The sequence below is a fragment of the Shewanella livingstonensis genome, assembly GCF_003855395.1.
Classification (GTDB): Bacteria; Pseudomonadota; Gammaproteobacteria; order Enterobacterales; family Shewanellaceae; genus Shewanella; species Shewanella livingstonensis.
In genome coordinates, this window is the sequence record NZ_CP034015.1 from 3,919,051 (window position 1) to 3,945,397 (window position 26,347).

Here is a 26,347-nt window from a genome sequence, read left to right on the forward strand (position 1 = left end):
ATATTTAGTCGGCCTTTTTGTATCGAAAAAGCACTTAGTCATTTATTTCACAGTAAACTTGGTATCTTCATCTCTTAACATGTATAACGCAAAACACGCGGCCCACATAGGCCATGCAGCAAAAAACAAGAGGTTATTAAATGCATCAAAATATTGATTAAATGCCGATAACGTTGAAGCACCGTGCATTAGAAAGATAATCCCGTAAGTGATACGCTTTTTAATACCCAATACAAACGCAAAGACTAAGACTAATTGCAGTGCACCCATAACATATGCAGCAACCTCACTCACCCCACCGATCCCGTAAAATTTCTCGAAAATTTTCATACTATGACTAGGATTGACAAACTTATCCAATGTCCACACTAGCATCACTAAAAATACACCTAGGCGTAAAGACAATAACGACCATTGTAATTTGCTTTGAACATTGCTAGTAAGTGTTGTTTGCATCTTAATTCCTTAAAAAATATAAATAAAACTCATTCTGCTGAGCTCTTAATAGGCTAAACTGGTATTAACTAAAAGTTAACCAGCCGCCAATGGACCGAATAAACTCAATTCATATTGCACAACCACTTATGTCATTTAGTTCTAAACAAACAAAATTAGGCATAAGATTGTTGTAATAAATTCGTTAATCATTAGGTCTTTTAGGCCAAGTTAATCACAGCAGAAAATATTATGACTATTTATCGTTATCCAAACCGTTCATTGACAGCATTAGCTGTTGGCTTAGCCCTATTCTCTTCGTTAACTGTCGCGGCGGAAGACATTTCGGCTATCGAAGTCATTCAAGTGTCAGGCAAAGCGATTAACGATAAAGGCTTATCTCCTAAAAACAGCACTGTTAATGGCCCATTTGGTGACGGCATAGCATTGAAAGATATAGCACGCTCGGTGACACCCATTACCAGCGAGATGATTGAACAGCTTAATATTGTCGACTTGTCAGATATCCAAAAAGTCAGCCCTAATAGTTATTCGGCTAGCGGCTTTGGCGCATCAAGTTTGCCAACTATTCGTGGTCAGTTAGGCGAGTTATACCAAGACGGTGTGCGCCGCCAAGCAGGTAATAATGGTTTCGGTATTCCGATGTCGTTTAACGCTATTGATCAAATTGATGTAGTAAAAGGAGCGCCTCCAGTATTGCTAGGCACCAGCCAACGTAATGGTGGTTTTGTCAATGTGCACTCTAAAGTGGCGCCCACTAATGACAAATTTACCAAACTTACCGCATCGGCAGGCAGTTGGGATCATTACCGTGCTCAATTAGATGTAGCGACAGATATAGTTGAAAATCAAAGTGGTGTACGTTTAAGTGTCGAGCACATCGATAACGGCAGCTATTACGATTACTCTGGTTTTCAAAGCGACAGTATTTTTGTGGCATTTCGTCTATTACCAGACGATGTCAGCACCTGGGACATCAATGTCGAATATTATGATGTTGAATTTACCGACAACGCAGGGATCAACCGCCCTACTCAAGCATTAATCGACCATGGTTTATATGTTACCGGTCAAGGCGTTCAGCCTAACGGCAGCACCATCGCTGGCGCCAATGCCATTGTGTCACCAACCGGGTTAGTTAACATTGATCGCAGCCAAGTATTAACCGACCCCGACACTATCAATAACGCCCAAACCTTTTTACTTCACAGCACCTATGTGCGTGAGCTAAGCGATAAAGCGACCTTTAAAAACATTACCTATTATCAGCATCTAGAACGTGAAGAAATTGCTCAGAATAGTTTTGTTGAAATTATTGATGGCGCAGATACCGCACAAAATAGAGTTGAATTAGCCTATCAGTGGAACGATGCTCAAAGCACTATTACTGCTGTCGATATCCGCTACAACAAAGTATTAGGTTACAGTCAATTTACCACCGAAGCGGACTTACCGATTGACTTAACTGGCCCCATTGAAAACCGCCGTATTCCGCTAACCGCAGAACAACAAGGCAGATTAGTTGAACTGCGCCCTGGTGTGTTTGTATCACCCGGTGCCCAGTACGATACCAATGGCGATGGCAGCGGCAACTTTTCACTGTCTGACACCACGGACTCAACCAGTTGGCAAACGGGTTTAGCCATTCAACATAACAGCCAATGGACTGATAAGTTTTCGACCAGCGTGGGTTATCGTGCCGATTTTTATAATGTCGATGCGCGTGATGCCATTGCCCCGAAAGGGCAAATTGCCGCCAGTGATTCAATTAATGAAATGCTCGAATCGGGGCAAATCAGTATTAGCTACCAGCTCAGCGACTTTATCACTACTTATGCCAGTGCCAGTTATAACGAGTCAACCTCAAACAGCATGGCTGGCGGCACCACATTAGGCGCCAATAACCAAATTAGCAGCCAAAACTTTGCCACCGAAAATACCCTAACTGAAATCGGCATTAAGTATTCGCCAAACGACAGCGCCTGGTATGTTGATGCTGCCGTGTTTGATCAAAAACGCAGTTTACGAAATCGTGATGGCAGCAACACAGGTATTCGTACTAAAGGATTTGAAGCACAAGCCTTTTATGATGCTGACCCATTTTGGTTAAGCGCGGGCTACAGTTATTTAGACGCGCGTTATGATAACTCTGCCAGTAGCCAGGATACGGTTCAAGTTGCCGATACATTTGATAACTCTCGCCCCGATATCATTGCAGGTACCGGAATAGGCGCGCCAAACTTTGCCTCATTTGCACCATCAAATAGCCGCGTACAAGGTTTGCCTGAACAAACGTTCACAATTAATGGCGGAATGGCGATTACTGAGAAATGGAAAGCCGGTTTCTCCGGTCTATATACCAAGAGTTACCCATTAGACTATTTAGCGACTGTGTATATTCGCGATCAATACACGCTCAATATCAATACTCGTTATGACTTTAACGAACAAACAAGTTTAAGATTAGACATCAATAACGTCACCAACCAAAAGAACTGGCGCCCAGTATTTGAAGGCGGTTATTTCGGTTCTACCTTGGTTTTTCCTGAACTACCGGTTAATGCCACCCTTACCTTACAGCATTCATTTTAAGGCTATAAATTATGTTTAAAAAAATTGTTTTATTACTGATTGCGGCATCATTAGTGGGTTTATTTTTCCACTTTGATGTGCACCAATTACTGACTTTAGACGGCCTAAAAGGCTCAATGGAGCAATTCAGTCAGCTGCGTCAAGAATCACCGCTATTAGTCATCGGTGGCTTCTTTGCATTATACGTCGCAGTAACGGCATTGTCCTTACCCGGCGCTGCAATTCTTACCATTGCATCAGGTGCCTTATTTGGCATATTTGAAGGATTAATTATTGCGTCGTTTGCCTCGAGCATCGGTGCAACACTGGCCTTTTTAGTATCACGCTATTTACTACGTGACTCGATTAAACAACGGTTTCCAGAGCGCTTAGCGGCCATTGATGCTGGGATTGAAAAAGAAGGCGGATTTTACTTATTCACCTTACGTTTAGTGCCAATTTTCCCGTTCTTTTTAATCAATATGTTAATGGGCGTTACCGCATTTAAGTCATGGACCTTTTACTGGGTAAGCCAGGTCGGTATGTTTTTGGGCACCTTTGTGTACGTCAATGCCGGGACTCAATTAGCACAAATCGACAGCTTATCGAATATTTTATCGTTCAACCTGATTTTGTCATTTGCACTATTAGGCTTATTCCCACTTATCGCTAAGGCCATAGTGAATATGATTAAAAAACGTCGCGTTTACAGCAACTGGACTAAACCCGCTAAATTTGATCGTAACCTTATTGTGATTGGTGCTGGCGCCGGTGGTCTTGTTACCAGTTATATTGCCGCAGCAGTTAAAGCTAAAGTCACCTTAATTGAAGCCGGAGAAATGGGCGGCGACTGTTTAAACTATGGTTGCGTACCCAGTAAAGCCATTATCAAGAGCGCCAAAATAGCCGAGCAGATACGTAATGCCCATCATTACGGCCTAGAAGACACCACACCTGAGTTTTCATTTAAAAAGGTCATGGCACGTGTACATCAAGTGGTTGCCGATATTGCGCCGCACGACAGTGTTGAGCGTTACACCAATTTAGGTGTTGATGTGGTCAAAGGCTACGGCAAATTAATCGACCCATGGACAGTCGAAATTACCTACCCAGACGGCAATACCACTCGCCTAACCGCGCGTAGCATTGTGATTGCCACTGGTGCCCGCCCATTTGTACCGCCATTACCCGGTATTGAAGAAGTCGGTTACGTTACCAGTGACACCTTATGGGACGAATTTGCCAAACTCGACACCGCACCAGAGAAACTCGTGGTATTAGGCGGCGGTCCTATTGGCTCAGAGCTTGCGCAAAGCTTTGCCCGTTTAGGCTCACACGTCACTCAAGTTGAAATGGCTGAGCGCATCATGATCAAAGAAGATCTTGAAGTGTCTGAGTTTGCCACCCAAGCTTTACGTAATAGTGGCGTTAACATTTTAACCTCACACCAAGCGCTGCGCTGTGAACTGCGTGAGGGTAAAAAATACCTTATCGTTAAGCATCAAGACCAAGAGCAAGCTATTGAATACGACCAGCTGTTATGTGCTGTCGGTCGCAGTGCACGTCTAAGCGGTTACGGTTTAGAAGAGTTAGGCATTGAAACCAATCGCACCATTCAAACCAATGAATATTTAGAAACGCTATACCCTAATATTTATGCGGCAGGTGACATTGTTGGGCCTTATCAGTTCACTCACGTTGCTGCACATCAAGGCTGGTATGCGGCGGTAAATGCGCTATTTGGTCATTTGAAAAAATTTAAAGTCGATTACCGCGTTATTCCATGGACCACGTTTATCGATCCAGAAGTGGCGCGCGTCGGTATAAATGAATACGAAGCTCAGCAACAAGGTATTGATTACGAAGTCACGCGCTTTGATTTTGCCGAGCTTGACCGCGCTATAACCGACAGTGCCACCGACGGTTTTATTAAAGTCATCACTCCAAAAGGCAAAGACAAAATCCTGGGTGTAACGATTGTGTCAGAACATGCTGGTGATTTAATTGCTGAGTTTGTATTAGCCATGAAACACGGCTTAGGGCTTAACAAGATTTTAGGCACCATACACAGCTACCCAACATGGGCCGAAGGCAATAAGTATGCTGCAGGTGAGTGGAAACGTAATCATGCGCCAGCAACCGTGCTGCGATGGTTAGAAAAATATCACACATGGCGTCGTGGTTAATCTATACCCGTTTAGCAGTCATAAGATTCGCTAGGCGGGACATTAATGGTCCGCTAGCAGGAGAACACTACCAGATGGATAAGATGATGAGATTAATTTCAGCCGCAGTGGTTATGTTTCCCCTGCTAATAAGCCAAGTGAGTATTGCAGCAGTAAACCCAGTAGCAACAACTGATACTCCTGCGTCAGTGGCTATATCTGCGCCAACGACAGCGCCGGCTCAATTACACCAAATCTGGCAAGACATAGTCAGCCAGCATGTACAGCCCATTAACCAAAGTCACAGTAGCGCGGTAGACTACACTGCTATCCAGCAAGACCGCGCCAAATTGCAGGGCTATTTGGCTCAACTCAGTCAAATTACACAAACCCAATTCGATGCCTGGGATAAATCAACGCAACTCGCATTGTTAATCAATGCTTACAACGCGTGGACAGTTGAGCTTATCTTAACCAAGTACCCTGACATCAAGTCAATCAAAGACTTAGGCGGTTTTTTTAGCTCACCTTGGGATAAAAGCTTTATCCCATTATTGGGTAAAACCCGCAGCCTCAATGATATTGAGCATAAGCTGATCCGTGGTAGCGATCGTTACAACGACCCCAGAATTCATTTTGCGGTCAATTGTGCCAGTATCGGCTGCCCAGCACTACGTGAAGAAGCTTACACAGGCGCCAAACTTGAGCAGCAGCTAACAGCACAAACCGAGCGCTTCCTTAGCGACAGCAGCCGAAACAACACTAAAGGCGATAAGGTTTATTTGTCGGCGATTTTTAAATGGTATGGCGACGACTTTACCAAAGGCTTTGGTGGAGCAGACTCGATAGATGCATTTTTATTATTGTATCCAGCGGCGCTAAAACTCAGTCCAGCACTTGAAACCGCAGCAGAAAAGCAGCAATTGGATATCGATTTTTTAGATTATGACTGGTCGTTAAATGCTGTTCGATAAGTTGATGTTTTTAATCAAAACGCCTAAAGCCACCTTGAATATTACAGCAACCGCATTAAGCATTTTTCTATGCGCCAGTCTTTGGGCTGGTGACGCTGATACCAATGGTTCTGTAACATGGTTAGACATTGAAGCGCGTGGTGCAAACCAAGATGTGTATTTTCATGCTTGGGGCGGCGATCCGCAAATCAATCGCTATATTCAGTGGGTTGCAGATCAAGTTAAGCAGCAATATCAAATCACATTACACCATGTAAAACTCACAGACACTAGCGAAGCAGTCAGTCGCGTACTGGCAGAAAAATCAGCAAATAATGATCATAACGGTCAAGTGGATATGGTATGGATTAATGGTGATAATTTTGCCGCGATGGCTAAACATCAGTTGCTCACACCTCTCTGGGCGGCAAAACTGCCGAACTTTGGCTTAACCGACCCAGACAATAACCCAGCCATGACCCGAGATTTTGGCCTGCCAACACAAGGCATGGAAGCGCCGTGGGGTAAAGCCTCGTTAACCTTTTATTACGACAGCCTTGTTAACCATGCGCCGCCACAAACCTTGCAACAGTTAAGCCAATGGGCTCAACTGCACCCTGGGCGATTTACCTATCCTAAGCCACCTGACTTTTTAGGCATGAGCTTTTTAAAATACGCCTTAATTGTGCTTAATCACTCACAACCAGAAGCGGTTAATAACCTGCTGTATCAACCTGCCACTTTACAAAGCCAAGCATTATTGTTACCGGTACTTTGGCAATATCTAGATAATTTACATCCAAATTTATGGCGTAAAGGCCAACACTTTATGTCTAATGGCATGGCACTGCGCCGCCTAATGGGTGATGGTGAACTGTCACTGGCTTTTACCTTTTCTGCCGCCGATGTGCCTGCAGCGGTGGCCCGTTTTGACTTACCAGACAGCATTCGTAGTTATCGTATGCAAGATGGCAGCCTAAGTAATATCCATTTTGTCGCCATTCCATATAATGCTGCTCACACTGACAGCGCTAAACTGGTGGTTAATTTTTTACTCAGTGCACAGGCTCAAGCTAAAAAGCAACAACCTAGCATCTGGGGCGATACCAGTGTCATCGCGCTATCGCAACTGCCTACAGCGCAACAAGCATGGTTTAAGGCACCAACAGAATCACACCCTAGCGCCCAAATTGCTAACCAGGCGAGTAGCCCAGCATTGAGCGAGCCCGATCCGAGCTGGACCAAAGTGATTGCCACCCAGTGGTTACAACGCTATGGGGTAATGTGATGATGACATCAAAAAGTGGATTTAATACCTTGGTGCGCAGCAGCCCATACATCATGATGGCGTTACTGGTTATTCCGGTAATGGGTGGCTTAATTGCGGTTGTTTTACCTGCTTTTGGTTGGTTTCCGGTACTTGGTCAGACTCAGTTTAGTGTGGATGGTTTTGTCGATTTATGGCACACACCGGGTATTGGTTATATGGCATTACTCAGCGTATCCACCAGCTTTATCAGCACTGTACTTGCATTTATAATTACTATTTTAATCTTAGGCAGTTATTTTACCAGCCCCTGGCTTAGTTACATTCAACGGTTATTAGGGCCTATATTAGTGATCCCTCACGCAGCGGCGGCGATTGCGATTGGTTTTTTAATTACCCCATCGGGGATGTTATCTCGGCTGGTTTCCCCCTGGCTCAGCGGATGGGATGCGCCGCCAGATTGGCTGTATCCTCATGATGCGATGGGCCTGAGCATTATTGTTGGTCTAACACTAAAAGAATTACCCTTTTTATTATTAATGGCACTAGGGGTACTTGCTCAACCCGAGCTAGGGCATACGCTGCGAGCTCAACATCGAGTGGCATTAAGCCTGGGTTATTGCCCGATGACCGCTTTTTTTAAAGTGGTATTGCCCAGCTTATACCCATTTTTGCGTCTGCCGATTTTAGCGGTACTCGCCTATGCCAGTGCCAGTGTCGAAATTCCGTTAATTTTAGGCCCTAATAGTCCCCCAACGCTTGCTGTGGCCATTATGCAATGGTTTCACGATGTGGATTTAAGCTTGCGTATTAAGGCATCAGCTGGTGCCATAGTACAAATTATACTGACACTACTTTTGCTACTCAGTTGGTGGAGACTTGAAAAGCTGATCAAAATATTATCTCAAACCATGCTCATCAACGGCAAACGTGAGTATGCCGGCGCGATTATGCAAAACATTACCCACGTGATCACCGTGGTAATGATCAGCACTATTGGTTTAGCATTAATAGGCATGATGTTATGGTCTGTAGCTGGTTTTTGGCATTTTCCTGATGTATTGCCGCAACAATTTGTTGGCTTACATTGGCAGTCGGCATTGCAACAAATGCACACGCCACTAATCGATACCGTATTGATTGGCGTTTGCGCCACCAGCTTAGCCATCATTTTAACCTTGTTTACCCTAGAGGCTGAACAACACACAAGTAAAAAGGTGTCGAGGTTAAGCAGTGTGATCATTTATTTACCACTGCTGATCCCCAGCATTGCGTTTCTCTTTGGTTTAGTGTGGTTATTTGAACAAATTAACAGCCATCATAGCTTTATCAACGTGGTATTAGCTCATCTGTTGTTTGTATTGCCTTATGTGTTTTTATCGCTGTCCGGTAGCTATCGCCGCTTAGATCCACGCTTTAGTGCAGTAGCTGCCAGTTTAGGCGCAAGTGATGCAAAAATATTCTGGAAAATTAAACTGCCGATGTTACTCGCGCCTATTTTGATTGCCTGTGCATTAGGCTTAGCGATTAGTTTTAGTCAATATTTACCCACATTATTAGCCGGAGGTGGGCGAATTAATACTATTACCACCGAAGCTGTTTCGCTCGCTAATGGCGGCAGTCGTCGCACCAGTGCCGTGTATGCATTAGTGCAAATGTTCCTCCCTGCCCTTGGCTTTCTTTTGGCATGGGCATTAACAGGTTTATACCAAAAATCCTCTTTAGACCACACGAATAAGGAAGCCCATGCAAACACCCTCAACTGAGATCAAAGAGGAATCTCCTGCGCTAATCATTGATGAGCTAGTGTTGCATCGACAACAGCATGAGTTGTTATCGTTAAATGAAACCATTAAAGGCGGTGACATCCTCACTATCATGGGGCCTTCTGGCAGCGGTAAATCAACCTTATTAAACTGGTTAACCGGAATGCTACCTAAAGGCTTTAGCGCAACTGGGAAACTGTACTTAAATGGCCAACATATTACTGATACCGCCAGCCATTTGCGCCGTATTGGTTTATTGTATCAAGACCCATTATTGTTTCCGCATTTAACCGTGGCAGGTAACATCAGTTTTGCGATGCCCGCAGGCCCTAAAGCGCAGCGACAAGCCGATATTAGCCAGGCACTTGCTCAGGTGGGTCTTGGTGGGCTAGAGCAACGTAACGTGCAAAGTTTATCTGGTGGCCAACAAGCTAGGGTGGCGTTATTACGGGTATTAATGAGTCAACCTAAAGCTATTTTACTGGACGAGCCTTTTAGCAAACTCGACAGCCAATTACGCCAGGAAACTCGGCAATTGGTGTTTGATCAAATACGTCAATATAAGTTACCCGCCATCATGGTAACGCATGATCAAACTGACGCAGATGCTGCTCAAGGCAAGGTTATTCAATTAACATAAATGGATATAAGCCACTAATTAACTAGATTCAGCAATAAGCGACGAACGCTTAATTTGGAACAACATATGCTAGATAAATTTATTACGCCGGTGATAAAACCACTATTAACGCCAGTGGTGCTGTTACTCGATAAACGAAAAGTCCATCCAGACCAACTGACATTAGTCGGCTTTGGCTTAGGCATGTTGGCAGTACCGTTACTGGCATTACAGCTTTGGTATGGCGCGTTATTATTTATCGCACTTAATCGGGTTATCGACGGACTTGATGGTGCCCTTGCCCGCCACCAAAAACACACCTCTGCTGCGGGCGGTTATTTAGACATTTGCCTCGACTTTTTATTTTATGCCGCTATTCCGCTAGGATTTGCCTTAGCCAACCCTAATGAAAATGCTTTAGCTGCAGCGGTATTGCTCACGGTATTTATTGGCACAGGCTCAAGCTTTTTAGCTTTTGCGATTCCTGCTGAAAAACTTAACTTACCACGACCACAGTTTGCTCATAAAAGTTTCTATTTCTTAAATGGCCTAACTGAAGGTACCGAAACCATCGCCTTTTTTATGGCATTTTGCTTATGGCCAGACTATTTCCCAGAGCTTGCTTATACGTTTGCATTTTTAGGTGCGATTACTATTTTCACACGCATCCATGGCGGTTATAACACCTTAAAAAATCACTCTACTAACCAGCAAGCCAATAACCAGCAAGAGAAAAACGTTAAGGAGCCTAGAACATGATAGATGATATGGCAGCGATTCGCTTAGGGGTGTTTATTGCAATTTTAGCATTGATGATGAGTCTAGAATGGTTGTTTCCCGCCAGAAAGCTGACTAAAACGCCACAAACAGCCACCATGGCAACACGTTGGTTGGGAAATTTTGGCTTGCTAATGATCTCATCGCTAATCGCAAGGTTAATACTACCATTGGGTTTAGCAGGCTTTGCCTTGTATGCCACAAACCAGCAATGGGGGTTATTACATTATTTGAGTTTGCCGCTTTGGCTTAATATCGGCGTCAGTATATTGCTGTTAGATATGTTGATTTATTGGCAGCACAGGTTGTTTCATCGCATTCCGTCATTATGGCGTTTGCACAAAGTTCATCATGCCGACCGCCACGTCGACAGCAGCACCGCATTGCGCTTTCATCCTATCGAAATCATTGCCAGCCTTGGCATAAAAGCGTTTGCCATTGTGGTATTAGGTATCCCAGCTGAAGCGGTCATCTTGTTTGAGATATTGCTCAATGGCTTTGCTATTTTTAACCATGCCAACATACGTTTACCCGCTAATGTTGAAAAACTAGCCCGCTTGGTTCTGGTCACCCAAGTATTACATCGCATACATCACAGCCAATTAATGGCCGAAAGCAATACCAACTTTGGCTTTAGTATTATCTGGTGGGACAAACTATTTGGCACTTACACCGCACAGGCCAGTAAACCTGATGCCCTAATTGATATTGGGTTAACCCAATACCCTAATGCGAAGCAAAATGCATGGTTAAACGGTTTATTGTGGATGCCTTTTAGCAACAAGAACAAATAACACTTTAGAAAGTGATTGTGATACTGCAAGTTAAATTAATGTCAGCGTGTTGTATTAACAATATAAATAGAACGCCATACTCATTAACCCTTTAATCTTAGGTTTATATTCATTCAGAATGTGATATGCAACACCTTCATCGCTTGATTAAACAGTAAAACCTGACCACTATATTACTAATATATAAATAACCAATAGAGATACTATGATCGGTTTTACCCAAAGCTTGAAAGCCCGCATTGCCGACCTAGAACATCAAATCGTTAGTAAAAAGCAACAACACAGTGATGAACTCACTCAATTACAACAACGCATTACGATGTTAACTGAACAATTAACAATGTCTGAAAATCAATCAGAATACGACGCCGCTCGCGCCAATTTACAGCTACAAGGCGCAACGATGCTCAACGATATCCGTGACACAACCCTAGCTAACTCAATCAAGTTAGATGAAGAAAAGCAGATGCTCTCAGCTGTAGATAAACTGTTCAATCAGACTCGTGTCGCTATTGGTAACTTAAAAGATCGTGCAGGGCATTTAAATGAGCATGCAGAAAAAAGCATGGCTACAGCGGCTAAGTTGAGTAATTCTGCCAATGGCATTAGTAATCTGGTGGCATCGATTCAACAAATTTCAGAACAAACTAATTTACTCGCCCTTAATGCCGCAATTGAAGCTGCACGAGCAGGAGATGCTGGCCGTGGTTTTGCCGTTGTCGCCAGTGAAGTTCGCCAATTAGCAAGCAATGCTCATGACGCTAGCGCCAACATTGAAAAGTTAGTCGCTACGGTCATTGAACAAACCGAACAAATTAAACAAGTTGTGATAACCAACCAAACTTGCTCAAGTGAAATAGCAGTCTCTTCTGAACAAATTGATCAAGTCGTCACCGAAGTACTACAAAGCTCTGGTGTGATGAAACGTGTTATTGGCGAAGCGTCAATGACTGCATTTTTAACTACGGTCAAGTTAGACCATAGCGTCTGGAAGAGTAACGTTTACAGTATATTAGCCAATAAAGACAATAAAGCCAGTGTCAACAGCCACACCGAGTGTCGACTCGGAAAATGGTATTACCATGGTGAAGGCCAACAATTTGCCAGTTTATCCAGCTTTAAAGCGATTGAGCAACCACACAAAACAGTACACAGCGCAGGTAAAGCTGCGGTGGTGGCTATGCAGTCAGGTGATGAAGCAACGATTTTAACTCATCTTGAAAGCATGGAAGATGCCAGTATTCGCGTGGTAAAAGCCATCGATAGTTTACTGTCGCAAAGTCAGCACCAATAATTACCTTGCACTCTAATTATGATAAAAAACCGTTAGCTGGGTAACGCTTCGCTAACGGATTAAATCACGCGATATAAATCACTTAACTCAAGCGTATTTTTCACAAATCCCCCCGCCCATGCTATATTAGCGCCCATTCGAATTTGTTTAATCAGTGAAGGTTTATCCATGAAAATCGGTATTATTGGCGCTATGGAGCCAGAAGTTATTCATTTAGTTCAAGCGATTGTAGAACCAGTACATACAACAATTGCTGGAATCGAATTTATTAGCGGTAGCATTGCTGGTAAAGATGTAGTAGTTACTCGCTCTGGTATCGGTAAGGTCGCGGCCAGTATCGCGACTACATTATTAATCGAAAAATTTGCCGCCACTCATGTGATAAATACCGGTTCTGCTGGTGGTTTTGTTGATTCTTTGGCGATTGGCGATATTGTGATTTCATCAGAAGTGCGTCACCACGACGTAGATGTGACTGCTTTTGGTTATGAAATTGGCCAAATGGCTCAGCAACCTGCGGCATTTATACCAGACAGCACATTAGTTAATGCCGCCAAAAGCGCCGTTGCTGAATTGGGTGAAGTAAAAGCAATTGAAGGGTTAATTTGTACTGGCGATAGTTTTATTTGCGATCCTGTTAGAACGAAAGTGATGCGCGAAAACTTCCCAACCATGGCAGCATGCGAAATGGAAGGCGCTGCAATTGCTCAGGTTTGTCATCAGTTTAACGTGCCGTTTGTGGTGATCCGTTCACTGTCAGATAATGCCAATAATGACTCGCCAGTTGATTTTGACTCATACATAATCAAAGCTGGTATGCATTCAGCAATGATGGTTATTGCACTGTTGCAACAGCTATAAACTTTCTAGGGCCTGTTGATCTTTCAAGGTTATTTTTGCAGCGAATTGTTGGCCATTTGTACAAGGCAGAGACTTTGAGGTGTAGTTATTCTACATAAAAAGTCGATAACACAGTAAAAATGGCCAACAAACGCTGCCCGAAGGGTTCGGCTAAAAACGTTTTACTCTTTGTTGAATGCATTTTGCTTAGATGACTAGGCATCAATCCATTCGCCTCGATTAAAACGTTTTTAACTTGAACAAAATTCAACCAACAAAGATCAACAGGCCCTAGACTCAGTGCAGGTATTATGACTTAGTAGTATCTGCTTCTGGGCCAATGAAGCCCGACGGTTTAACAACCGACTAACTATTGAGTTTCTATGGTCAATCAATTATTTAATCCTCAATTATTGAGCCAAGATGGCGGCTTACTACAGAGCTGTTGTATTTTATTTTGTGCATTAATATTGGCTCGCTTCGCGCCAATTCCCCGAGATTTACAGCCCCTATTATGGTTCAATCGTTTAGCGGTGTTAATTGCCAGTAAAGTTAATCATCCTGAGCGAGCAGTGAGCCAGCAGCTTATCGCTGGCATTTTAGCCACACTTATTTTGATAGTACCTAGCGGGATTATCGTCAGTTTTCTACTTAGCCTTGCCGCCTACCCATGGTTCTTTGAGCTTATTATTTTGTATTTTTGTTTATGTGATTCCGCTTTTAAACCCGTGGCAGAGAAGGTCGTTACAGCAATAAAAATGGGGAATAAGCAAGACGCTAAACAACTACTCACTCCTTGGGTAAGGCAAAATACTCAAGTGTTGTCTGAAGTCGGGTTAAGTAAAACTACCATTGAGAAGTTATTCACCACGCCCATTTATGGCACGTTAGCTACTATATTATTTTTTAGCTTAGGCGGCGCTACCATGGCACTGGTGGTGCGAATGTTAAGACAACTAGAACATTGTTGGCCGCCATATCATCCACACTTTCATATTTTCTCTAGTTTTATTGGTCAGTTCAATCGAGTAATATTTTTTATTCCTACCTTGCTATGGCACTGCTCATTAGCCATTCAATTTGGTCAACTGGGTCTTAAGTCTATTTTTTCTCAACCAATATTGGCCCAAACGAATAAAAATCAGCCCAACAATCATTACAGTAGTTATGCATTGGCGGCAAAATTACTAAAAATAGAATTAGGTGGTCCGCAGCAATTTGTTGAAAACGGTAAAACAATTCGAGTAGATTTACCTAAAATAAAAGCTGGCCCATTACCCGATTATCGCTACATCAGCCAAGCCATAACGGTAACTCATACTGCCAACCTATTTTGGATCAGCTTAACCTTGCTACTGCCGCTTATTTGGAGTGGATTAAGATTTATTTAAACCATATAAATCTTGTTTTAAACAGGCTATCATTTAGCGATAATGAATCAATATTTGTGTGAAATAAGCCTACTATGACGTTATGTCATAGTCAGTTGTTAACATGAGATAATTATGATTCCAAAGAGCTTACATCTCGATAACAAAAATATCTTATAGTCATTCAATATTGATGATTACCAGCTTGAAGATCTGTTTAGGAATGTCATTTTGTTCAACAATTTACATGTATCACTAACAACCCCAGCGTTGCTTTTCCCAGCTATTTCGCTGTTATTACTAGCCTACACTAATCGTTTTTTTTCGTTAGCCGCATTGATCCGTCAATTAAGCAACGACAAAAAACCGGTGCAAGGCGATCAAATTAAAAACTTACGCCAACGCATCATTATCATCCGAAAAATGCAAGAAGCCGGTGTTAGCAGCTTTGCCCTATGTGTGTTTTGCATGATTTTGATTTATGTTGGTTTTAACCAAATTGGTTCGGTAGTCTTTGGGTTAAGTTTATTACTGTTATTGTATTCGTTAATTTTATCTGTAATCGAGATCCGTATTTCAGTCGATGCTCTCACGATTCACCTTGAAGAGTTAAGTAAATGAGTCAGTGGATCTACTTTTTTGATTTATGCGGTACCGCTGTATTTGCCCTTTCAGGTGCATTAGCTGCGGGCAAGCACCGCATGGACCCCTTTGGCGTTATTGTATTAGCTTCAGTAACCGCCATTGGTGGTGGTAGTATTCGCGATGCGTTAATAGGTGCCACGCCAGTTTTTTGGATCCGTGATCCTAATTATATGCTCGTCATTCTTGCGACCGTAATAACCTGTTTAGTGTTAGTGCGTAAACCGCATAAATTACCTCCACGTTCATTATCTATTGCCGATGCACTCGGTTTAGCACTATTTACCGTAATTGGTGCAGAAAAAGCCTTATTGCTTGAATTATCTGGTATGGTCGCGGTAGTCATGGGATTAATAACCGGTGTCGGTGGTGGTATTATCCGAGATTTGTTATGTAGGCAAATTCCAATGGTGTTGCGAACGGAAATTTACGCAACCGCTTCCATCGTTGGAGGGATCTGTTATACCTTAAGCATATTTGTCGGCATGGATAGCATGACATCGATGTTGATCGCTATGTTCAGCACGCTAATCATCCGTCTTAGTGCTATCCGCTGGCACTTATCTTTACCGGCTTTTGATTTGAAAACAAAGAGAACTTAATGTGCGAATAATCTTCATATTATGCTGTTTGCTATTGAGCTTTTCTACAAAAGCCAATATTGGCGATATGCCACGAGAACAACAGCTTGCGATGCAATACATGGAAGCGCTTACCGATCATGACTATACCGTTTTGCGACGTTTTTACTCTCGCGATACGGTCTTTTACGATAAAACAGCCAATACAACTTACACAGGCGGTCGGCATATTATTGCGTTTTTACAGCGGGCTCATGAAGGTGTATTAGAATACCGTTTAAACGTAGAACACATGTTTAATACCGGCTCTCTCGTGGTGATAATAGGCAGTTATCGATTACGAGGCCCCGGCGATCAATATGGTAAACCCGGTAAAATTATCGACCTTGCGGTACCAGGTGTCACCACCCTAAAATTTGATAACAATACTGAGCGTTTAATTGAGCAAATGGACTTAATGGATTATCAGACCATGTCTGATCAATTAGAGTCTCAGTAATGTTACACGCGTCAATTAATCATCGATTGACCATGTATCAGGCATAAAAAAACGGCTTAGTAATAAGCCGTTTTTTTTGATATCCGTGATTACTTTAACATCACTTTGGCAAACTTACGTTTACCTACCTGGAATACCGCGTCAAGACCAGCATTAAAGCTAATGCGACTGTCTTCAATCTTCTCGCCGTCCATTTTAACTGCGCCTTGCTTAATCATGCGCATACCGTCAGAGGTTGAACCCACAAGGCCTGCATCTTTAAGTAAGTTAGCAATAGCTAACCCGTCGCCCGCTTCTAATACCACTTCTTCGATGTCATCAGGAATGGCACCTTTTTGGAAACGGTCGATAAAAGCTTGATGCGCCGCTTGTGCTTGCTCTTCATCATGAAAACGCGCGATGATTTCTTTAGCCAACAAAATCTTGATATCACGTGGATTAGTACCATTTTCAACATCTAACTTAAATTGGGCTAATTCAGTTAGTGGACGGAATGACAACAGTTCAAGATAACGCCACATTAAATCATCTGAAATCGACATAAGCTTACCAAACATTTCGTTGGCAGGCTCGCTCACACCAATATAGTTGTGGGCCGATTTAGACATTTTCTTAACGCCATCTAAACCTTCAAGCAATGGCATCATGATGACAGTTTGCGGCTTTTGGCCTTCAGACTTTTGCAGTTCGCGACCCATTAGCAGGTTGAACTTTTGATCAGTACCACCTAATTCAACATCAGCTTTCAATGCAACCGAGTCGTAACCTTGTAGTAAAGGATACATAAATTCATGGATCGCAATAGATTGACCAGATGCATAACGCTTTTTAAAGTCGTCACGTTCCATCATACGGGCAACCGTTTGCTGCGATGCTAAACGGATCATACCGGCTGCGCCTAATGGCTCTAACCAGCTAGAATTAAATTCAATGCGAGTTTTTGCTGGATCTAAAATTTTATAGACCTGTTCTTTGTAGGTTTCTGCGTTAGCAAGCACTTGTTCACGAGTCAGTGGCGGACGGGTGCTATTTTTACCACTAGGATCACCGACCATACCGGTAAAATCACCAATCAAGAAAATCACTTCGTGACCTAACTCTTGAAAAGTACGCATCTTATTCAAAATAACCGTGTGGCCTAAGTGAATATCAGGAGCGGTAGGATCTGCACCTAACTTGATACGTAATGGGCGCCCTTCTTTCAGTTTCTCAAGCAAATCCGCCTCAAGTAATATCTCATCGGTACCGCGCTTAATCTCTGCCAATACTTGATCTAAATTAGCCATTACTACTGCAACTCCTGGGGCTTGCACAAAAAATAAAGAGGCCTATGTTACTTGTTAGCCACGGCAAATGAAAGAGTGTACAATTGGTAGATAATAACGCTAGAGAGAAATTGGTACCTGAATCAATGGCAAAGCTTCTTACTTTATTCACATTGTTGCCAAAAGCACATCAAATCACATTATCTTTATTGGTGATTCTAACGACTATTATTCTGATGTTCCCATCGGAAGACGCTCAAGCATCCAAACAAACCAAATTGATGAATCAATCGGTAGAACAACCCGACATAGAAACCAATAAACGTTATGCTATTCCACTGGCATTTCGCACGCCAACACCGCCAGAAAATGATGACACTATTGATCATGATGGGACCATTGATGCCGCACCAAATAACAACCTGATATCAAGTAATGACAGCAAAGATTTGAACAGCGGCGAAACCCCAGATGATGAAGCTTTTGCCCATCACCTTGCAATGTTGCAAACTAGCACCTCAGATATTGATAGCATGATTAATGATATCGATAAGCAAGTTGCAAAACAAAAAGCCAAATTAAAGCAACAAGTTGCTAACAATGACGATACCGTCGAATACTATGAAGTAGTTAAAGGCGACATATTGGGCGGCTTATTTAGCCGTGCAGGACTCAGCGCAAAAGATGTCTATGACATAACTCAATTGCCACTAGCGAAAAAGAATCTGCTAAAAATTATGCCCGGCGAAGAAATCGCTATCAGTAAAAATGCCCTGGGTGAATTACAAGAATTAACTTATCGTATGGATAAAGTGTCGACGTTAGTGATTAGTCAACACAATGAACAATACAAAGAGACCGTTAATACCAAAGAAATCGAAAATCGTACCTCGTTTATTAGCGCCAACATTAAAAGCAACTTTTGGAATGCGGCTGCTGATGCTGGTTTATCGGGTAATCACATTATGGAGTTAGCCAATATTTTTGGCTGGGACGTCGATTTTGCTCTTGATATCCGTAAGGGCGATCACTTTTCGTTATTGTTTGAGCAAGAGTACGCCGATGGCCAATTTTTGCGTAATGGCAATATTCTCGCCGCTGAGTTTATTAACCAAGGTGAACGCTACACTGCGGTTCGTTATACCGACAGTGAATATTATTCAGAAAATGGCAACAGTATGCGTAAAGCCTTTTTACGTTCACCAGTAGACTTTAAATATGTTAGCTCTAACTTTAATCCACGTCGTTTACACCCGGTAACAGGCCAAATTAAAGCCCACCGCGGAGTTGATTATGTTGCCGCAATTGGCACACCGATTAAAGCGGCAGGTAAAGGCAAGGTGGTTGAGTCTGGTTACAACCAGTTTAACGGTAACTATGTATTTATTAAGCACAATGAAACTTATACTACTAAATATTTACATTTGACCAAGCGTAATGTAAACCGTGGTGAAACGGTAAAACAAGGTCAGATAATTGGTACTCTGGGTAAAACAGGCCGAGTGACGGGTGCTCACTTACATTACGAATTTATTGTAAATGGTGTTCATCGTAATCCACGTACCATCGACTTACCTAAGTCAATGCCGATTGATAGTAGAGAAAAGAACAAATTTGCTGCACTCAGTAAACAATTGATGACGCAATTAAAATCAAATCAACAACAGCGATTGGCAAGTAATTAACGCCTATTTATTGCAGTTAACAGAGAGTGACTTCATGTCTAAGCCAGAATATTTTATCGGTCTAATGTCGGGCACAAGCATGGATGGTGTTGATGCGGTATTGGTTGATTTTTCGGCCGACAAACCGGTTCTAGTCGCCAGCCACACAGAAGCTATCCCAGCCCACTTATTAACGAGCCTACAGCGTTTATGTCAGCCTGCAACCGATGAGATTAATCGCCTGGGTAGACTCGATCGTAGTGTCGGTAAATTATTTGCTCAAGCTGTGAATCACTTATTGACCAAAACAACGGTGACAGCGGATGAAATTATCGCGATTGGTTCTCATGGACAAACCGTGCGCCACATGCCTAATTTAGAGATGGGTTTTACCCTACAAATTGGTGACCCAAATACTATTGCCATTGAAACCAATATTGATGTTATCGCAGACTTTAGACGTAAAGATATCGCTCTTGGCGGCCAAGGCGCACCATTAGTCCCCGCCTTTCACCAACAAATGTTTGCCCAATCTGGTCACTCTCGAGTTATTTTGAATATCGGTGGCATTGCCAACGTAACCTATTTACCCGGCAATAGTGACCAAGTGTTAGGCTTTGATACTGGCCCAGGTAATAATTTAATTGATGTCTTTATTCAGCAAAACTTAAATCAACCATTTGATGAGGATGGTGCTTGGGCTGAGTCTGGTACCAGTAATCCAGACTTACTTAAGCAGCTATTGTCACACTCTTATTTTTCGCTTGCCTATCCTAAAAGCACAGGCAGAGAGTTATTTAATCAAGCTTGGCTTGAGCAACAACTTGCTGATTATAGTCATTTAGATCAACAAGACATTCAATCAACTTTACTTGACCTGACCTGTCATAGTATCGCCAACGACATTAATAAACTGTCACCAACAGGTGAATTATTTGTTTGCGGTGGCGGCGCATTAAATAAAGCCTTAATGCGACGACTGGCGATATTGGTACCCAGTTATAAAGTTGATACCACCAGCGCATTAGGTGTGGATGCTAAGTGGGTTGAAGGAATCGCCTTTGCCTGGTTAGCCATGCGTTATCATCATGATTTACCCGCCAACTTACCGGCTGTTACAGGGGCGTCACGCACAGCTGTATTAGGTGGCCGCTTTAAAGCAAGATAAATACACCAATATGTGCGGTTTACTTTTGCAATTGTGGCCTCAATGTTATGATGCCCACAAATTTGCTTAATTATGTAAAATTGAGCAAAGCCGTCACTTAAGATGAGAGTCAATATGAGCAACAAAACCAAGAGTGTGTCTGAATTAATGAATCTAACGCCAGAAGGTCGTTATGATTATATGGTTGAGCAGATTAAAACTGAAAAGATTATTTGGACACTTCAAGATCAAGATGGTTGTGTCATGCTGACCACCGAAGATGAAGATTGTATTCCAATGTGGCCATCTGAAGAAACAGCTGTGTTATGGGCTGTGGATGAGTGGAAAGATTGCGAACCATTAGCCATTCCACTTGACGAGTTTCAAGAACGTTGGGTTAGCGGTATGGAAGACGATGACTTATTTATTGCGGTGTTCCCGGTTCAAGAAGATTTAGGTGTTGTAGTACCTCCGTTTGAAATGAATGAACGAATTTCACCAAAGAAACAACAAAAGCATTAATGGTTATGACCGATACTAGCCCAGAATTAAGCCACGTTGATCAAGCTCAGACCGTTGCTAAGCCGCATTTACCTAAAAGGTTAATTGGCTTAATGATCATTTATACCCTGTCGGCTATTAGTGGGCTATTTGCTGCCAACTCGTTGTCAGAGTTAAGTGCAATGTTATGCATATTAACATTGATGATGGTGCTAGCTATAATCGGCCGCCAGAAAGCCGGCTTATACCTATTGCGGGTATATTGTGTGCTGCAACTTTTGTTATACAGCGTACTGCCAATTATTATGTATGATCCTGATAATTTAGTTGCCGGCCCAACCACCTTTGATTTTGGTTTATTCCAAACCGTTGTTGCCGATTGGATGATCTACTCTGTGCTGATTGTGCTAGGGATAACTCAAGTGTGGATCAGCTTCAACGCTAAAGTGAAGGCGTGGTTTAAACCGCGGATGAATCTTAATATTATGAGTAGCTAGTTATCGATTGATGCCTGTACTGGCGCCAATAAAAAAGCCGTCGAAAGACGGCTTTTTTATTGGATGATTTATAACTCATCCTGAGGTACATTTATCAGTGTAGTTAAACTCGTTACACCGAGAAACTCGCCCCGCAACCACATGTCGTCGTCGCATTAGGATTTTTAACAAAAAATCGTGAACCTTCAAGACCCGATGTATAATCTACTTCACCACCAACAAGGTACTGAAGACTCATTGGATCAACAACCAACTGCACACCTTGTTTCTCAATGGTGAAATCACCTTCGTTGACTTTTTCATCGAATGTAAAGCCATACTGAAAACCAGAGCAACCACCACCTGTTACATACACACGTAGCTTTAATTCAGGATTCTGTTCTTCTTCTAACAGACCTTTTACTTTTATCGCCGCCGCATCGGTAAATTGGATCGGCATTGCTGCATCAACTTGTTCAGTCATTACTACCTCTTACTTCGGTGTCTACTGAGAATTATCCTTTACCTGACTATTTTGTTCAAGTATTACCCGCAGTTCTTTTTCGCCCATCAATAGCTCTGGTACATTAAAGACTTGTTCAATCTCGCCACCTTTGACACCACGACTAGCAGCTACCTTCACTTTAACCATTATCCGTTGTAAGTTAAAACCGCTTGGTAGTACAAAATTGTTATCCATAATTTGAAAATAATTAAATTCAAAATCCAGTTTTTTATCAATTAACTTGCTCAAAGACAGCTCCGCGGGTTGATCATTTTGGGTACCTAGCAACAATACAGTAGTACTGGTCTTCACTTTTACTTGGTGTTTTTGCAACTGAGTAAGGATGAGTCTTAATTGATATTGATCAGGAGACAAACCTTGAGCCAATTCCACTCCATGAATAGCTACCCCTTCAACATCGGCATCGGTAACCATAATACTGCGATAAAAAGCTAATTCTTTCTCTAATGCTTTCTGCGTGGATAATTGCTGACTAAACATCTGTTGCATTTCTTTATTGGCATTATCGGCAATATTTAGTGCTAAATTTCGACTGGCAAGGACTTGCGCTTGCGTCTCGAGTTGTTGCAATAATTTACGCTTACCACTGGCGCTATTGGGTGTGGCCTCTGGTGCAAATGAAAGCCACAGATTAAAACTGACTGCACCCAGTAAAAAACACACTAACATTAATCCGATCAAGTATATGCTTGATGTCCGATTTTTACGTTCTAAAACTTGCAGTCTGTCTAGCCAACGGTGATAATTTAACATTAAGTTACAACCTTTTAATAAAATACAGTATGCTTGTTGAAGCTTATTTGCCTAGGTTTAATTTTTATATAGCACATAACATTATATGCAAATATCACCCATTCTATCTAAAATGCAGATGATTATATTTACCTTACTAAATGAAGTTTTAATACCCAGCTCAGAGCACTAAAAGAGCCTTATTTGTGCTTTAAGTATTGCGCTGTTAACAACCTTAGTTCTATTGATGGAGAGTCATAACATGACACCGACGCGTTATCTTACAATCAATAAACAACAACTAAAAACATTCCTAAAACATCCACAGACCTTAGAGTCCAACAGTGCAATTTAAGATAAATAAAGCCGCTATTATTCACGCCAAAAGAACGACGCGCAAATATCTTCGTAATGAATTTAGAGATCAGTTATCTGAGGCCAAAATTAGTGTGCAACTTTGTGCACTCGCACTGCTGTTTGCCATCATAGCCTCTATAGTGATTATCTTATTCCGTTTGAGCTTAGTGTGGGCAGATCAATACCTGCATACCGAAACAATGAGCATTAGCTCAACCCTAACCGATTGGCGCTCTTATCTACCCATCATCGGCGCATTACTGATTTGGTTACTGTCATTATTGGGTTCAAAGCGATATCGGCGCATGGGTATTGCGTACGTATTGCACCGATTCAAATTACATTACGGTAAGGTACCGCTTCAATCAGCTGCTGGACAGTTTTTCCAAGCATTAATCGCCTTAATGGCTAACTTTTCTGTTGGTAAAGAAGGCCCCGCTATTCACTTAGGTGCAGTAAGTGCCAGTGTGATGGCCGAAAAATTTAGCCTGCCAGATAACAGTGTACGTATTATGTGCGCCAGTGGTATTGCTGCTGGAATTGCCGCCACCTTTAATGCACCGCTGGCTGCGGTATTATTTGTATTTGAAGTGATTGTGCGCGAATACAAAATCCACTATTTTTTCCCTATTATGCTGTCTGCCATTTGTGGCGCGGTATCCAGTCAACTGGTGTTTGGCAATATTCATGAGTACGACTTGATCAACGTAATTCACATTCCGCTGGATCATTACCCTATTTTACTGATTGGCGGCATTGCGTTGGGGTGTGTCGCTGCATTGTTTAACTTTTCATTAGTAAAAGTTACCGCCACAGGCCAACACTGGCCATTAATTTATCGGCTGCTTATTGCTGGCGCAATTACTACGCTTGTGGGCCTGGTGATGCCACAAGCTTTAGGGTCGGGTGATTTAGCGATAACAGAAGCCATTAGTGAGCATCCTAGTTTACTGTTTTTAATTGCGTTGTTATTAGCGAAAATGTTGGCCACCATCGCCGCCATTGGCTTTGGCGTACCTGGCGGACTCATTGGCCCGCTGTATGGTATTGGGGCATTAATTGGTGCGATCCTGGCCTTAGTCAGTAGTTTACTGTTTCCATCAATTGCACCTTATGTGGGCTTATATACTGTTATTGGCATGACGGCAATGATGGGCGTTTGTCTTAGCGCGCCTTTAGCGGCATTAGTTGCATTGCTTGAATTAACTAACGATGCGTCGATTATCTTACCGGCGATGTTTGTCACTATTCCAGCCTTTTTAGTCGCCTACCAAGGTTTTAATACTAATTCTATTTTGCTTAAACAACTGGATATTATGGGCTTAGGCTACAAGGTAGCACCATTGAATCAAGGGTTGCAGAAGAAAGGTGTTAGGGTACTAATGGATAAACGCTTTGTGATTGTTAACGATGATGACGAACTGCTACTTGAAGTACTCAAACGTGCCGCTGGGCGGCCAGTATTGGTGCGTAATGCTGAAGGTGCAATTGAAATGCTGCGGCTTGAAATGCAATCTTTTGAAGACTCGACGACTTTGTCGCGTCATCCTATGCCCGGATTACCCGACAGCGCTACCCTAAATGAAGCCTATGAAGCACTGGCACCAAAACGCTCTGGTGAAGTGTATATCTACCGCGGTAACAATCAAAAAGTGGTTGGCGTGATCAGTTGGGCTAATTTACTCCAAGAAATTCGCTCAGGACAAATATAATTCATACCTCTTTAGCTTGTTTAGCTTGTTTAGCAAATTGGAGCTTCAGATTATATTTCGGTGAGTATAATGTTAATTAATGATGTTACTTACAAGCAAAGTCCATTAAACAAATAGCATTAAATTGACGACTAAAACCGTGACAATGTTCTTGATTACAGCAAGTGAATCTCGGCGTTCAGTATGGTTATTATATTTATCTGGCGGTTATTTTCTGCTACAATTTTGCCTCAGCCACCCTACATGTAATCTCTATAACACCCTATATAATAATACGGTAAAATAGCATGCTGTTCTGGTGAATATTTTGCCCCCAAACTTTGGAAATCAGGCTGATGACGCAGTTCGAAGGTTCACACATCCTTTCAGTAAGCCAGTTAGATCTGGATTCGATTAACACTATTTTTAACGTCGCTAACAAAATGACCCCTTATGCTTTGCGTGAAAAACGTACCAAAGTATTAGAAGGTGCCATTTTAGGCAATCTGTTTTTTGAACCCAGCACCCGAACTCGTGTCAGCTTTGGTTGTGCCTTTAATTTACTTGGCGGACATGTTCGAGAAACCACTGGAATGGCATCATCGTCATTATCTAAAGGCGAGTCGCTTTACGATACCGCTCGTGTGCTATCAACCTATTCTGATGTGATTGCCATGCGTCACCCAGATGCCTACTCAGTAAAGGAATTTGCCGAAGGTAGCCGCGTACCGGTTATTAATGGTGGCGATGGTCCAAATGAACACCCTACTCAAGCTTTACTTGATTTATTTACCATCAAGAAAGAATTAAGCCATTCAGGTATGGGTATCGACGGTATGCATATCGCCATGGTAGGCGATTTAAAATATGGTCGTACAGTGCATTCACTTTCTCGCTTACTTTGCATGCATAAAGACATTAAGTTCACATTGATATCACCTAGTGAGCTGGCAATGCCTGACTATGTGATCGCCGACATTGAAAATGCTGGCCATAAGATCACAATAACCGAGCAACTTGAAGGCAATTTACATAACGCAGATATTTTATATCTTACCCGTATTCAAGAAGAGCGCTTTCCGTCACAGGAAGAAGCCAATAAATACCGTGGTAAGTTCCGATTAAATCACAATATTTATACGCAGCATTGCAAATCAAATACGGTGATTATGCATCCATTACCTCGTGATTCACGCGCACAAGCAAATGAACTCGACAATGATTTAAACAGCCATCCAAGTTTGGCTATTTTTAGACAAGCCGATAATGGCTTACTTATACGTATGGCACTCTTTGCATTAACACTTGGGGTTGAAGATCAGCTCGAAAAGTATGAGTGCCCAGTCAACTGGTATTCACGTAAAGCCGATAGATAATTGGCACATAATATTAAG

At 42.3% G+C, this 26,347-nt stretch carries 24 protein-coding genes; 20 read left to right on the forward strand and 4 right to left on the reverse strand.

Annotation, left to right across the window (positions count from 1 at the left end):
* Positions 1 to 42: 42 nt before the first annotated feature.
* A complete protein-coding gene (locus tag EGC82_RS16955; protein WP_124731801.1) occupies positions 43 to 456 on the reverse strand; it encodes a hypothetical protein in 414 nt (137 codons plus the stop codon).
* 231 nt (positions 457 to 687) lie between these two features.
* Here EGC82_RS16955 and EGC82_RS16960 point away from each other — a divergent pair, with 231 nt between their 5' ends.
* From EGC82_RS16960 to EGC82_RS17030, 14 genes are all read left to right on the forward strand, one after another.
* Positions 688 to 3,048 (forward strand): TonB-dependent receptor, encoded by a 2,361-nt coding sequence (locus tag EGC82_RS16960; protein ID WP_124731802.1) that lies wholly within the window; start codon positions 688 to 690, stop codon positions 3,046 to 3,048.
* Between the two features lie 11 nt (positions 3,049 to 3,059).
* Complete coding sequence (locus EGC82_RS16965) at positions 3,060 to 5,213, forward strand: FAD-dependent oxidoreductase (RefSeq protein WP_124731803.1); 2,154 nt, start codon at positions 3,060 to 3,062, stop codon at positions 5,211 to 5,213.
* Between the two features lie 74 nt (positions 5,214 to 5,287).
* Positions 5,288 to 6,166, forward strand: coding sequence for a DUF547 domain-containing protein (locus tag EGC82_RS16970; RefSeq protein ID WP_244212480.1), 879 nt, complete (start codon positions 5,288 to 5,290; stop codon positions 6,164 to 6,166).
* Entirely contained in the window at positions 6,153 to 7,433 is a 1,281-nt protein-coding gene (locus tag EGC82_RS16975; RefSeq protein WP_244212481.1) for an ABC transporter substrate-binding protein, read from the forward strand. Before EGC82_RS16970 ends, EGC82_RS16975 begins: the two co-directional genes overlap by 14 nt.
* Positions 7,433 to 9,178 carry an ABC transporter permease gene (locus EGC82_RS16980; RefSeq protein ID WP_124731804.1) on the forward strand — a complete coding sequence of 582 codons (1,746 nt, stop codon included), beginning with the start codon at positions 7,433 to 7,435 and terminating at the stop codon, positions 9,176 to 9,178. Before EGC82_RS16975 ends, EGC82_RS16980 begins: the two co-directional genes overlap by 1 nt.
* The gene (locus EGC82_RS16985) at positions 9,159 to 9,818 is read left to right on the forward strand and encodes an ATP-binding cassette domain-containing protein (protein WP_124731805.1); all 660 of its coding nucleotides are present in this window, start codon (positions 9,159 to 9,161) and stop codon (positions 9,816 to 9,818) included. The genes EGC82_RS16980 and EGC82_RS16985 overlap by 20 nt, the downstream gene beginning before the upstream one ends.
* Positions 9,819 to 9,884: 66 nt before the next feature.
* Entirely contained in the window at positions 9,885 to 10,556 is a 672-nt protein-coding gene (locus tag EGC82_RS16990; RefSeq protein ID WP_124731806.1) for a CDP-alcohol phosphatidyltransferase family protein, read from the forward strand.
* Positions 10,553 to 11,368 carry a sterol desaturase family protein gene (locus EGC82_RS16995; protein WP_124731807.1) on the forward strand — a complete coding sequence of 272 codons (816 nt, stop codon included), beginning with the start codon at positions 10,553 to 10,555 and terminating at the stop codon, positions 11,366 to 11,368. The genes EGC82_RS16990 and EGC82_RS16995 overlap by 4 nt, the downstream gene beginning before the upstream one ends.
* A 205-nt stretch (positions 11,369 to 11,573) precedes the next feature.
* Positions 11,574 to 12,662, forward strand: a complete 1,089-nt coding sequence (locus EGC82_RS17000) for a methyl-accepting chemotaxis protein (RefSeq protein ID WP_124731808.1) — start codon at positions 11,574 to 11,576, stop codon at positions 12,660 to 12,662.
* A gap of 168 nt (positions 12,663 to 12,830) precedes the next feature.
* Positions 12,831 to 13,523, forward strand: coding sequence for a 5'-methylthioadenosine/adenosylhomocysteine nucleosidase (locus EGC82_RS17005; RefSeq protein WP_124731809.1), 693 nt, complete (start codon positions 12,831 to 12,833; stop codon positions 13,521 to 13,523).
* 362 nt (positions 13,524 to 13,885) lie between these two features.
* Positions 13,886 to 14,893 carry a cobalamin biosynthesis protein CobD/CbiB gene (locus EGC82_RS17015; RefSeq protein ID WP_124731810.1) on the forward strand — a complete coding sequence of 336 codons (1,008 nt, stop codon included), beginning with the start codon at positions 13,886 to 13,888 and terminating at the stop codon, positions 14,891 to 14,893.
* A 210-nt stretch (positions 14,894 to 15,103) separates the two neighbouring features.
* Complete coding sequence (locus EGC82_RS17020; RefSeq protein ID WP_124731811.1) at positions 15,104 to 15,493, forward strand: DUF2721 domain-containing protein; 390 nt, start codon at positions 15,104 to 15,106, stop codon at positions 15,491 to 15,493.
* Positions 15,490 to 16,116, forward strand: a complete 627-nt coding sequence (locus EGC82_RS17025) for a trimeric intracellular cation channel family protein (protein ID WP_124731812.1) — start codon at positions 15,490 to 15,492, stop codon at positions 16,114 to 16,116. Before EGC82_RS17020 ends, EGC82_RS17025 begins: the two co-directional genes overlap by 4 nt.
* Positions 16,117 to 16,183: 67 nt before the next feature.
* The gene (locus tag EGC82_RS17030) at positions 16,184 to 16,594 is read left to right on the forward strand and encodes a nuclear transport factor 2 family protein (protein ID WP_081430168.1); all 411 of its coding nucleotides are present in this window, start codon (positions 16,184 to 16,186) and stop codon (positions 16,592 to 16,594) included.
* An 89-nt stretch (positions 16,595 to 16,683) separates the two neighbouring features.
* On the opposite strand, the gene tyrS is transcribed toward EGC82_RS17030, so the two are convergent.
* Entirely contained in the window at positions 16,684 to 17,880 is a 1,197-nt protein-coding gene (gene tyrS, locus EGC82_RS17035; RefSeq protein ID WP_124731814.1) for a tyrosine--tRNA ligase, read from the reverse strand.
* 125 nt (positions 17,881 to 18,005) lie between these two features.
* Between tyrS and EGC82_RS17040 the strand changes: the two genes are divergently transcribed.
* The 4 genes from EGC82_RS17040 (at position 18,006) to EGC82_RS17055 (ending at position 21,668) form a co-directional block, all read left to right on the forward strand.
* Positions 18,006 to 19,544 (forward strand): peptidoglycan DD-metalloendopeptidase family protein, encoded by a 1,539-nt coding sequence (locus tag EGC82_RS17040; RefSeq protein WP_124732692.1) that lies wholly within the window; start codon positions 18,006 to 18,008, stop codon positions 19,542 to 19,544.
* A gap of 34 nt (positions 19,545 to 19,578) precedes the next feature.
* Positions 19,579 to 20,691 carry an anhydro-N-acetylmuramic acid kinase gene (locus EGC82_RS17045; RefSeq protein ID WP_124731815.1) on the forward strand — a complete coding sequence of 371 codons (1,113 nt, stop codon included), beginning with the start codon at positions 19,579 to 19,581 and terminating at the stop codon, positions 20,689 to 20,691.
* Positions 20,692 to 20,805: 114 nt separating this feature from the next.
* The gene (locus tag EGC82_RS17050) at positions 20,806 to 21,192 is read left to right on the forward strand and encodes a DUF2750 domain-containing protein (RefSeq protein ID WP_164839156.1); all 387 of its coding nucleotides are present in this window, start codon (positions 20,806 to 20,808) and stop codon (positions 21,190 to 21,192) included.
* Between the two features lie 5 nt (positions 21,193 to 21,197).
* On the forward strand, positions 21,198 to 21,668 hold the full coding sequence (locus EGC82_RS17055; protein WP_124731817.1) for a hypothetical protein: 471 nt from the start codon (positions 21,198 to 21,200) through the stop codon (positions 21,666 to 21,668).
* A gap of 112 nt (positions 21,669 to 21,780) precedes the next feature.
* Here EGC82_RS17055 and erpA read toward each other — a convergent pair whose 3' ends face one another.
* Positions 21,781 to 22,131, reverse strand: coding sequence for an iron-sulfur cluster insertion protein ErpA (gene erpA / locus EGC82_RS17060; RefSeq protein WP_124731818.1), 351 nt, complete (start codon positions 22,129 to 22,131; stop codon positions 21,781 to 21,783).
* A 21-nt stretch (positions 22,132 to 22,152) separates the two neighbouring features.
* Complete coding sequence (locus EGC82_RS17065; protein WP_124731819.1) at positions 22,153 to 22,926, reverse strand: DUF6776 family protein; 774 nt, start codon at positions 22,924 to 22,926, stop codon at positions 22,153 to 22,155.
* A 323-nt stretch (positions 22,927 to 23,249) separates the two neighbouring features.
* Here EGC82_RS17065 and EGC82_RS17070 point away from each other — a divergent pair, with 323 nt between their 5' ends.
* On the forward strand, positions 23,250 to 24,974 hold the full coding sequence (locus EGC82_RS17070) for a chloride channel protein (RefSeq protein WP_124731820.1): 1,725 nt from the start codon (positions 23,250 to 23,252) through the stop codon (positions 24,972 to 24,974).
* A gap of 335 nt (positions 24,975 to 25,309) precedes the next feature.
* Positions 25,310 to 26,329 carry an aspartate carbamoyltransferase gene (locus tag EGC82_RS17075; RefSeq protein ID WP_124731821.1) on the forward strand — a complete coding sequence of 340 codons (1,020 nt, stop codon included), beginning with the start codon at positions 25,310 to 25,312 and terminating at the stop codon, positions 26,327 to 26,329.
* Positions 26,330 to 26,347 lie beyond the last annotated feature (18 nt).

Bases quoted from the DNA above. Each gene is read 5' to 3' on its own strand.
- EGC82_RS16955 (WP_124731801.1), bottom strand. From the start codon at position 456: ATGCAAACAACACTTACTAGCAATGTTCAAAGCAAATTACAATGGTCG.
- EGC82_RS16960 (WP_124731802.1), top strand. From the start codon at position 688: ATGACTATTTATCGTTATCCAAACCGTTCATTGACAGCATTAGCTGTT.
- EGC82_RS16965 (WP_124731803.1), top strand. From the start codon at position 3,060: ATGTTTAAAAAAATTGTTTTATTACTGATTGCGGCATCATTAGTGGGT.
- EGC82_RS16970 (WP_244212480.1), top strand. From the start codon at position 5,288: ATGGATAAGATGATGAGATTAATTTCAGCCGCAGTGGTTATGTTTCCC.
- EGC82_RS16975 (WP_244212481.1), top strand. From the start codon at position 6,153: ATGCTGTTCGATAAGTTGATGTTTTTAATCAAAACGCCTAAAGCCACC.
- EGC82_RS16980 (WP_124731804.1), top strand. From the start codon at position 7,433: ATGATGACATCAAAAAGTGGATTTAATACCTTGGTGCGCAGCAGCCCA.
- EGC82_RS16985 (WP_124731805.1), top strand. From the start codon at position 9,159: ATGCAAACACCCTCAACTGAGATCAAAGAGGAATCTCCTGCGCTAATC.
- EGC82_RS16990 (WP_124731806.1), top strand. From the start codon at position 9,885: ATGCTAGATAAATTTATTACGCCGGTGATAAAACCACTATTAACGCCA.
- EGC82_RS16995 (WP_124731807.1), top strand. From the start codon at position 10,553: ATGATAGATGATATGGCAGCGATTCGCTTAGGGGTGTTTATTGCAATT.
- EGC82_RS17000 (WP_124731808.1), top strand. From the start codon at position 11,574: ATGATCGGTTTTACCCAAAGCTTGAAAGCCCGCATTGCCGACCTAGAA.
- EGC82_RS17005 (WP_124731809.1), top strand. From the start codon at position 12,831: ATGAAAATCGGTATTATTGGCGCTATGGAGCCAGAAGTTATTCATTTA.
- EGC82_RS17015 (WP_124731810.1), top strand. From the start codon at position 13,886: ATGGTCAATCAATTATTTAATCCTCAATTATTGAGCCAAGATGGCGGC.
- EGC82_RS17025 (WP_124731812.1), top strand. From the start codon at position 15,490: ATGAGTCAGTGGATCTACTTTTTTGATTTATGCGGTACCGCTGTATTT.
- EGC82_RS17030 (WP_081430168.1), top strand. From the start codon at position 16,184: ATGCCACGAGAACAACAGCTTGCGATGCAATACATGGAAGCGCTTACC.
- tyrS (WP_124731814.1), bottom strand. From the start codon at position 17,880: ATGGCTAATTTAGATCAAGTATTGGCAGAGATTAAGCGCGGTACCGAT.
- EGC82_RS17040 (WP_124732692.1), top strand. From the start codon at position 18,006: ATGGCAAAGCTTCTTACTTTATTCACATTGTTGCCAAAAGCACATCAA.
- EGC82_RS17045 (WP_124731815.1), top strand. From the start codon at position 19,579: ATGTCTAAGCCAGAATATTTTATCGGTCTAATGTCGGGCACAAGCATG.
- EGC82_RS17050 (WP_164839156.1), top strand. From the start codon at position 20,806: ATGAGCAACAAAACCAAGAGTGTGTCTGAATTAATGAATCTAACGCCA.
- EGC82_RS17055 (WP_124731817.1), top strand. From the start codon at position 21,198: ATGACCGATACTAGCCCAGAATTAAGCCACGTTGATCAAGCTCAGACC.
- erpA (WP_124731818.1), bottom strand. From the start codon at position 22,131: ATGACTGAACAAGTTGATGCAGCAATGCCGATCCAATTTACCGATGCG.
- EGC82_RS17065 (WP_124731819.1), bottom strand. From the start codon at position 22,926: ATGTTAAATTATCACCGTTGGCTAGACAGACTGCAAGTTTTAGAACGT.
- EGC82_RS17075 (WP_124731821.1), top strand. From the start codon at position 25,310: ATGACGCAGTTCGAAGGTTCACACATCCTTTCAGTAAGCCAGTTAGAT.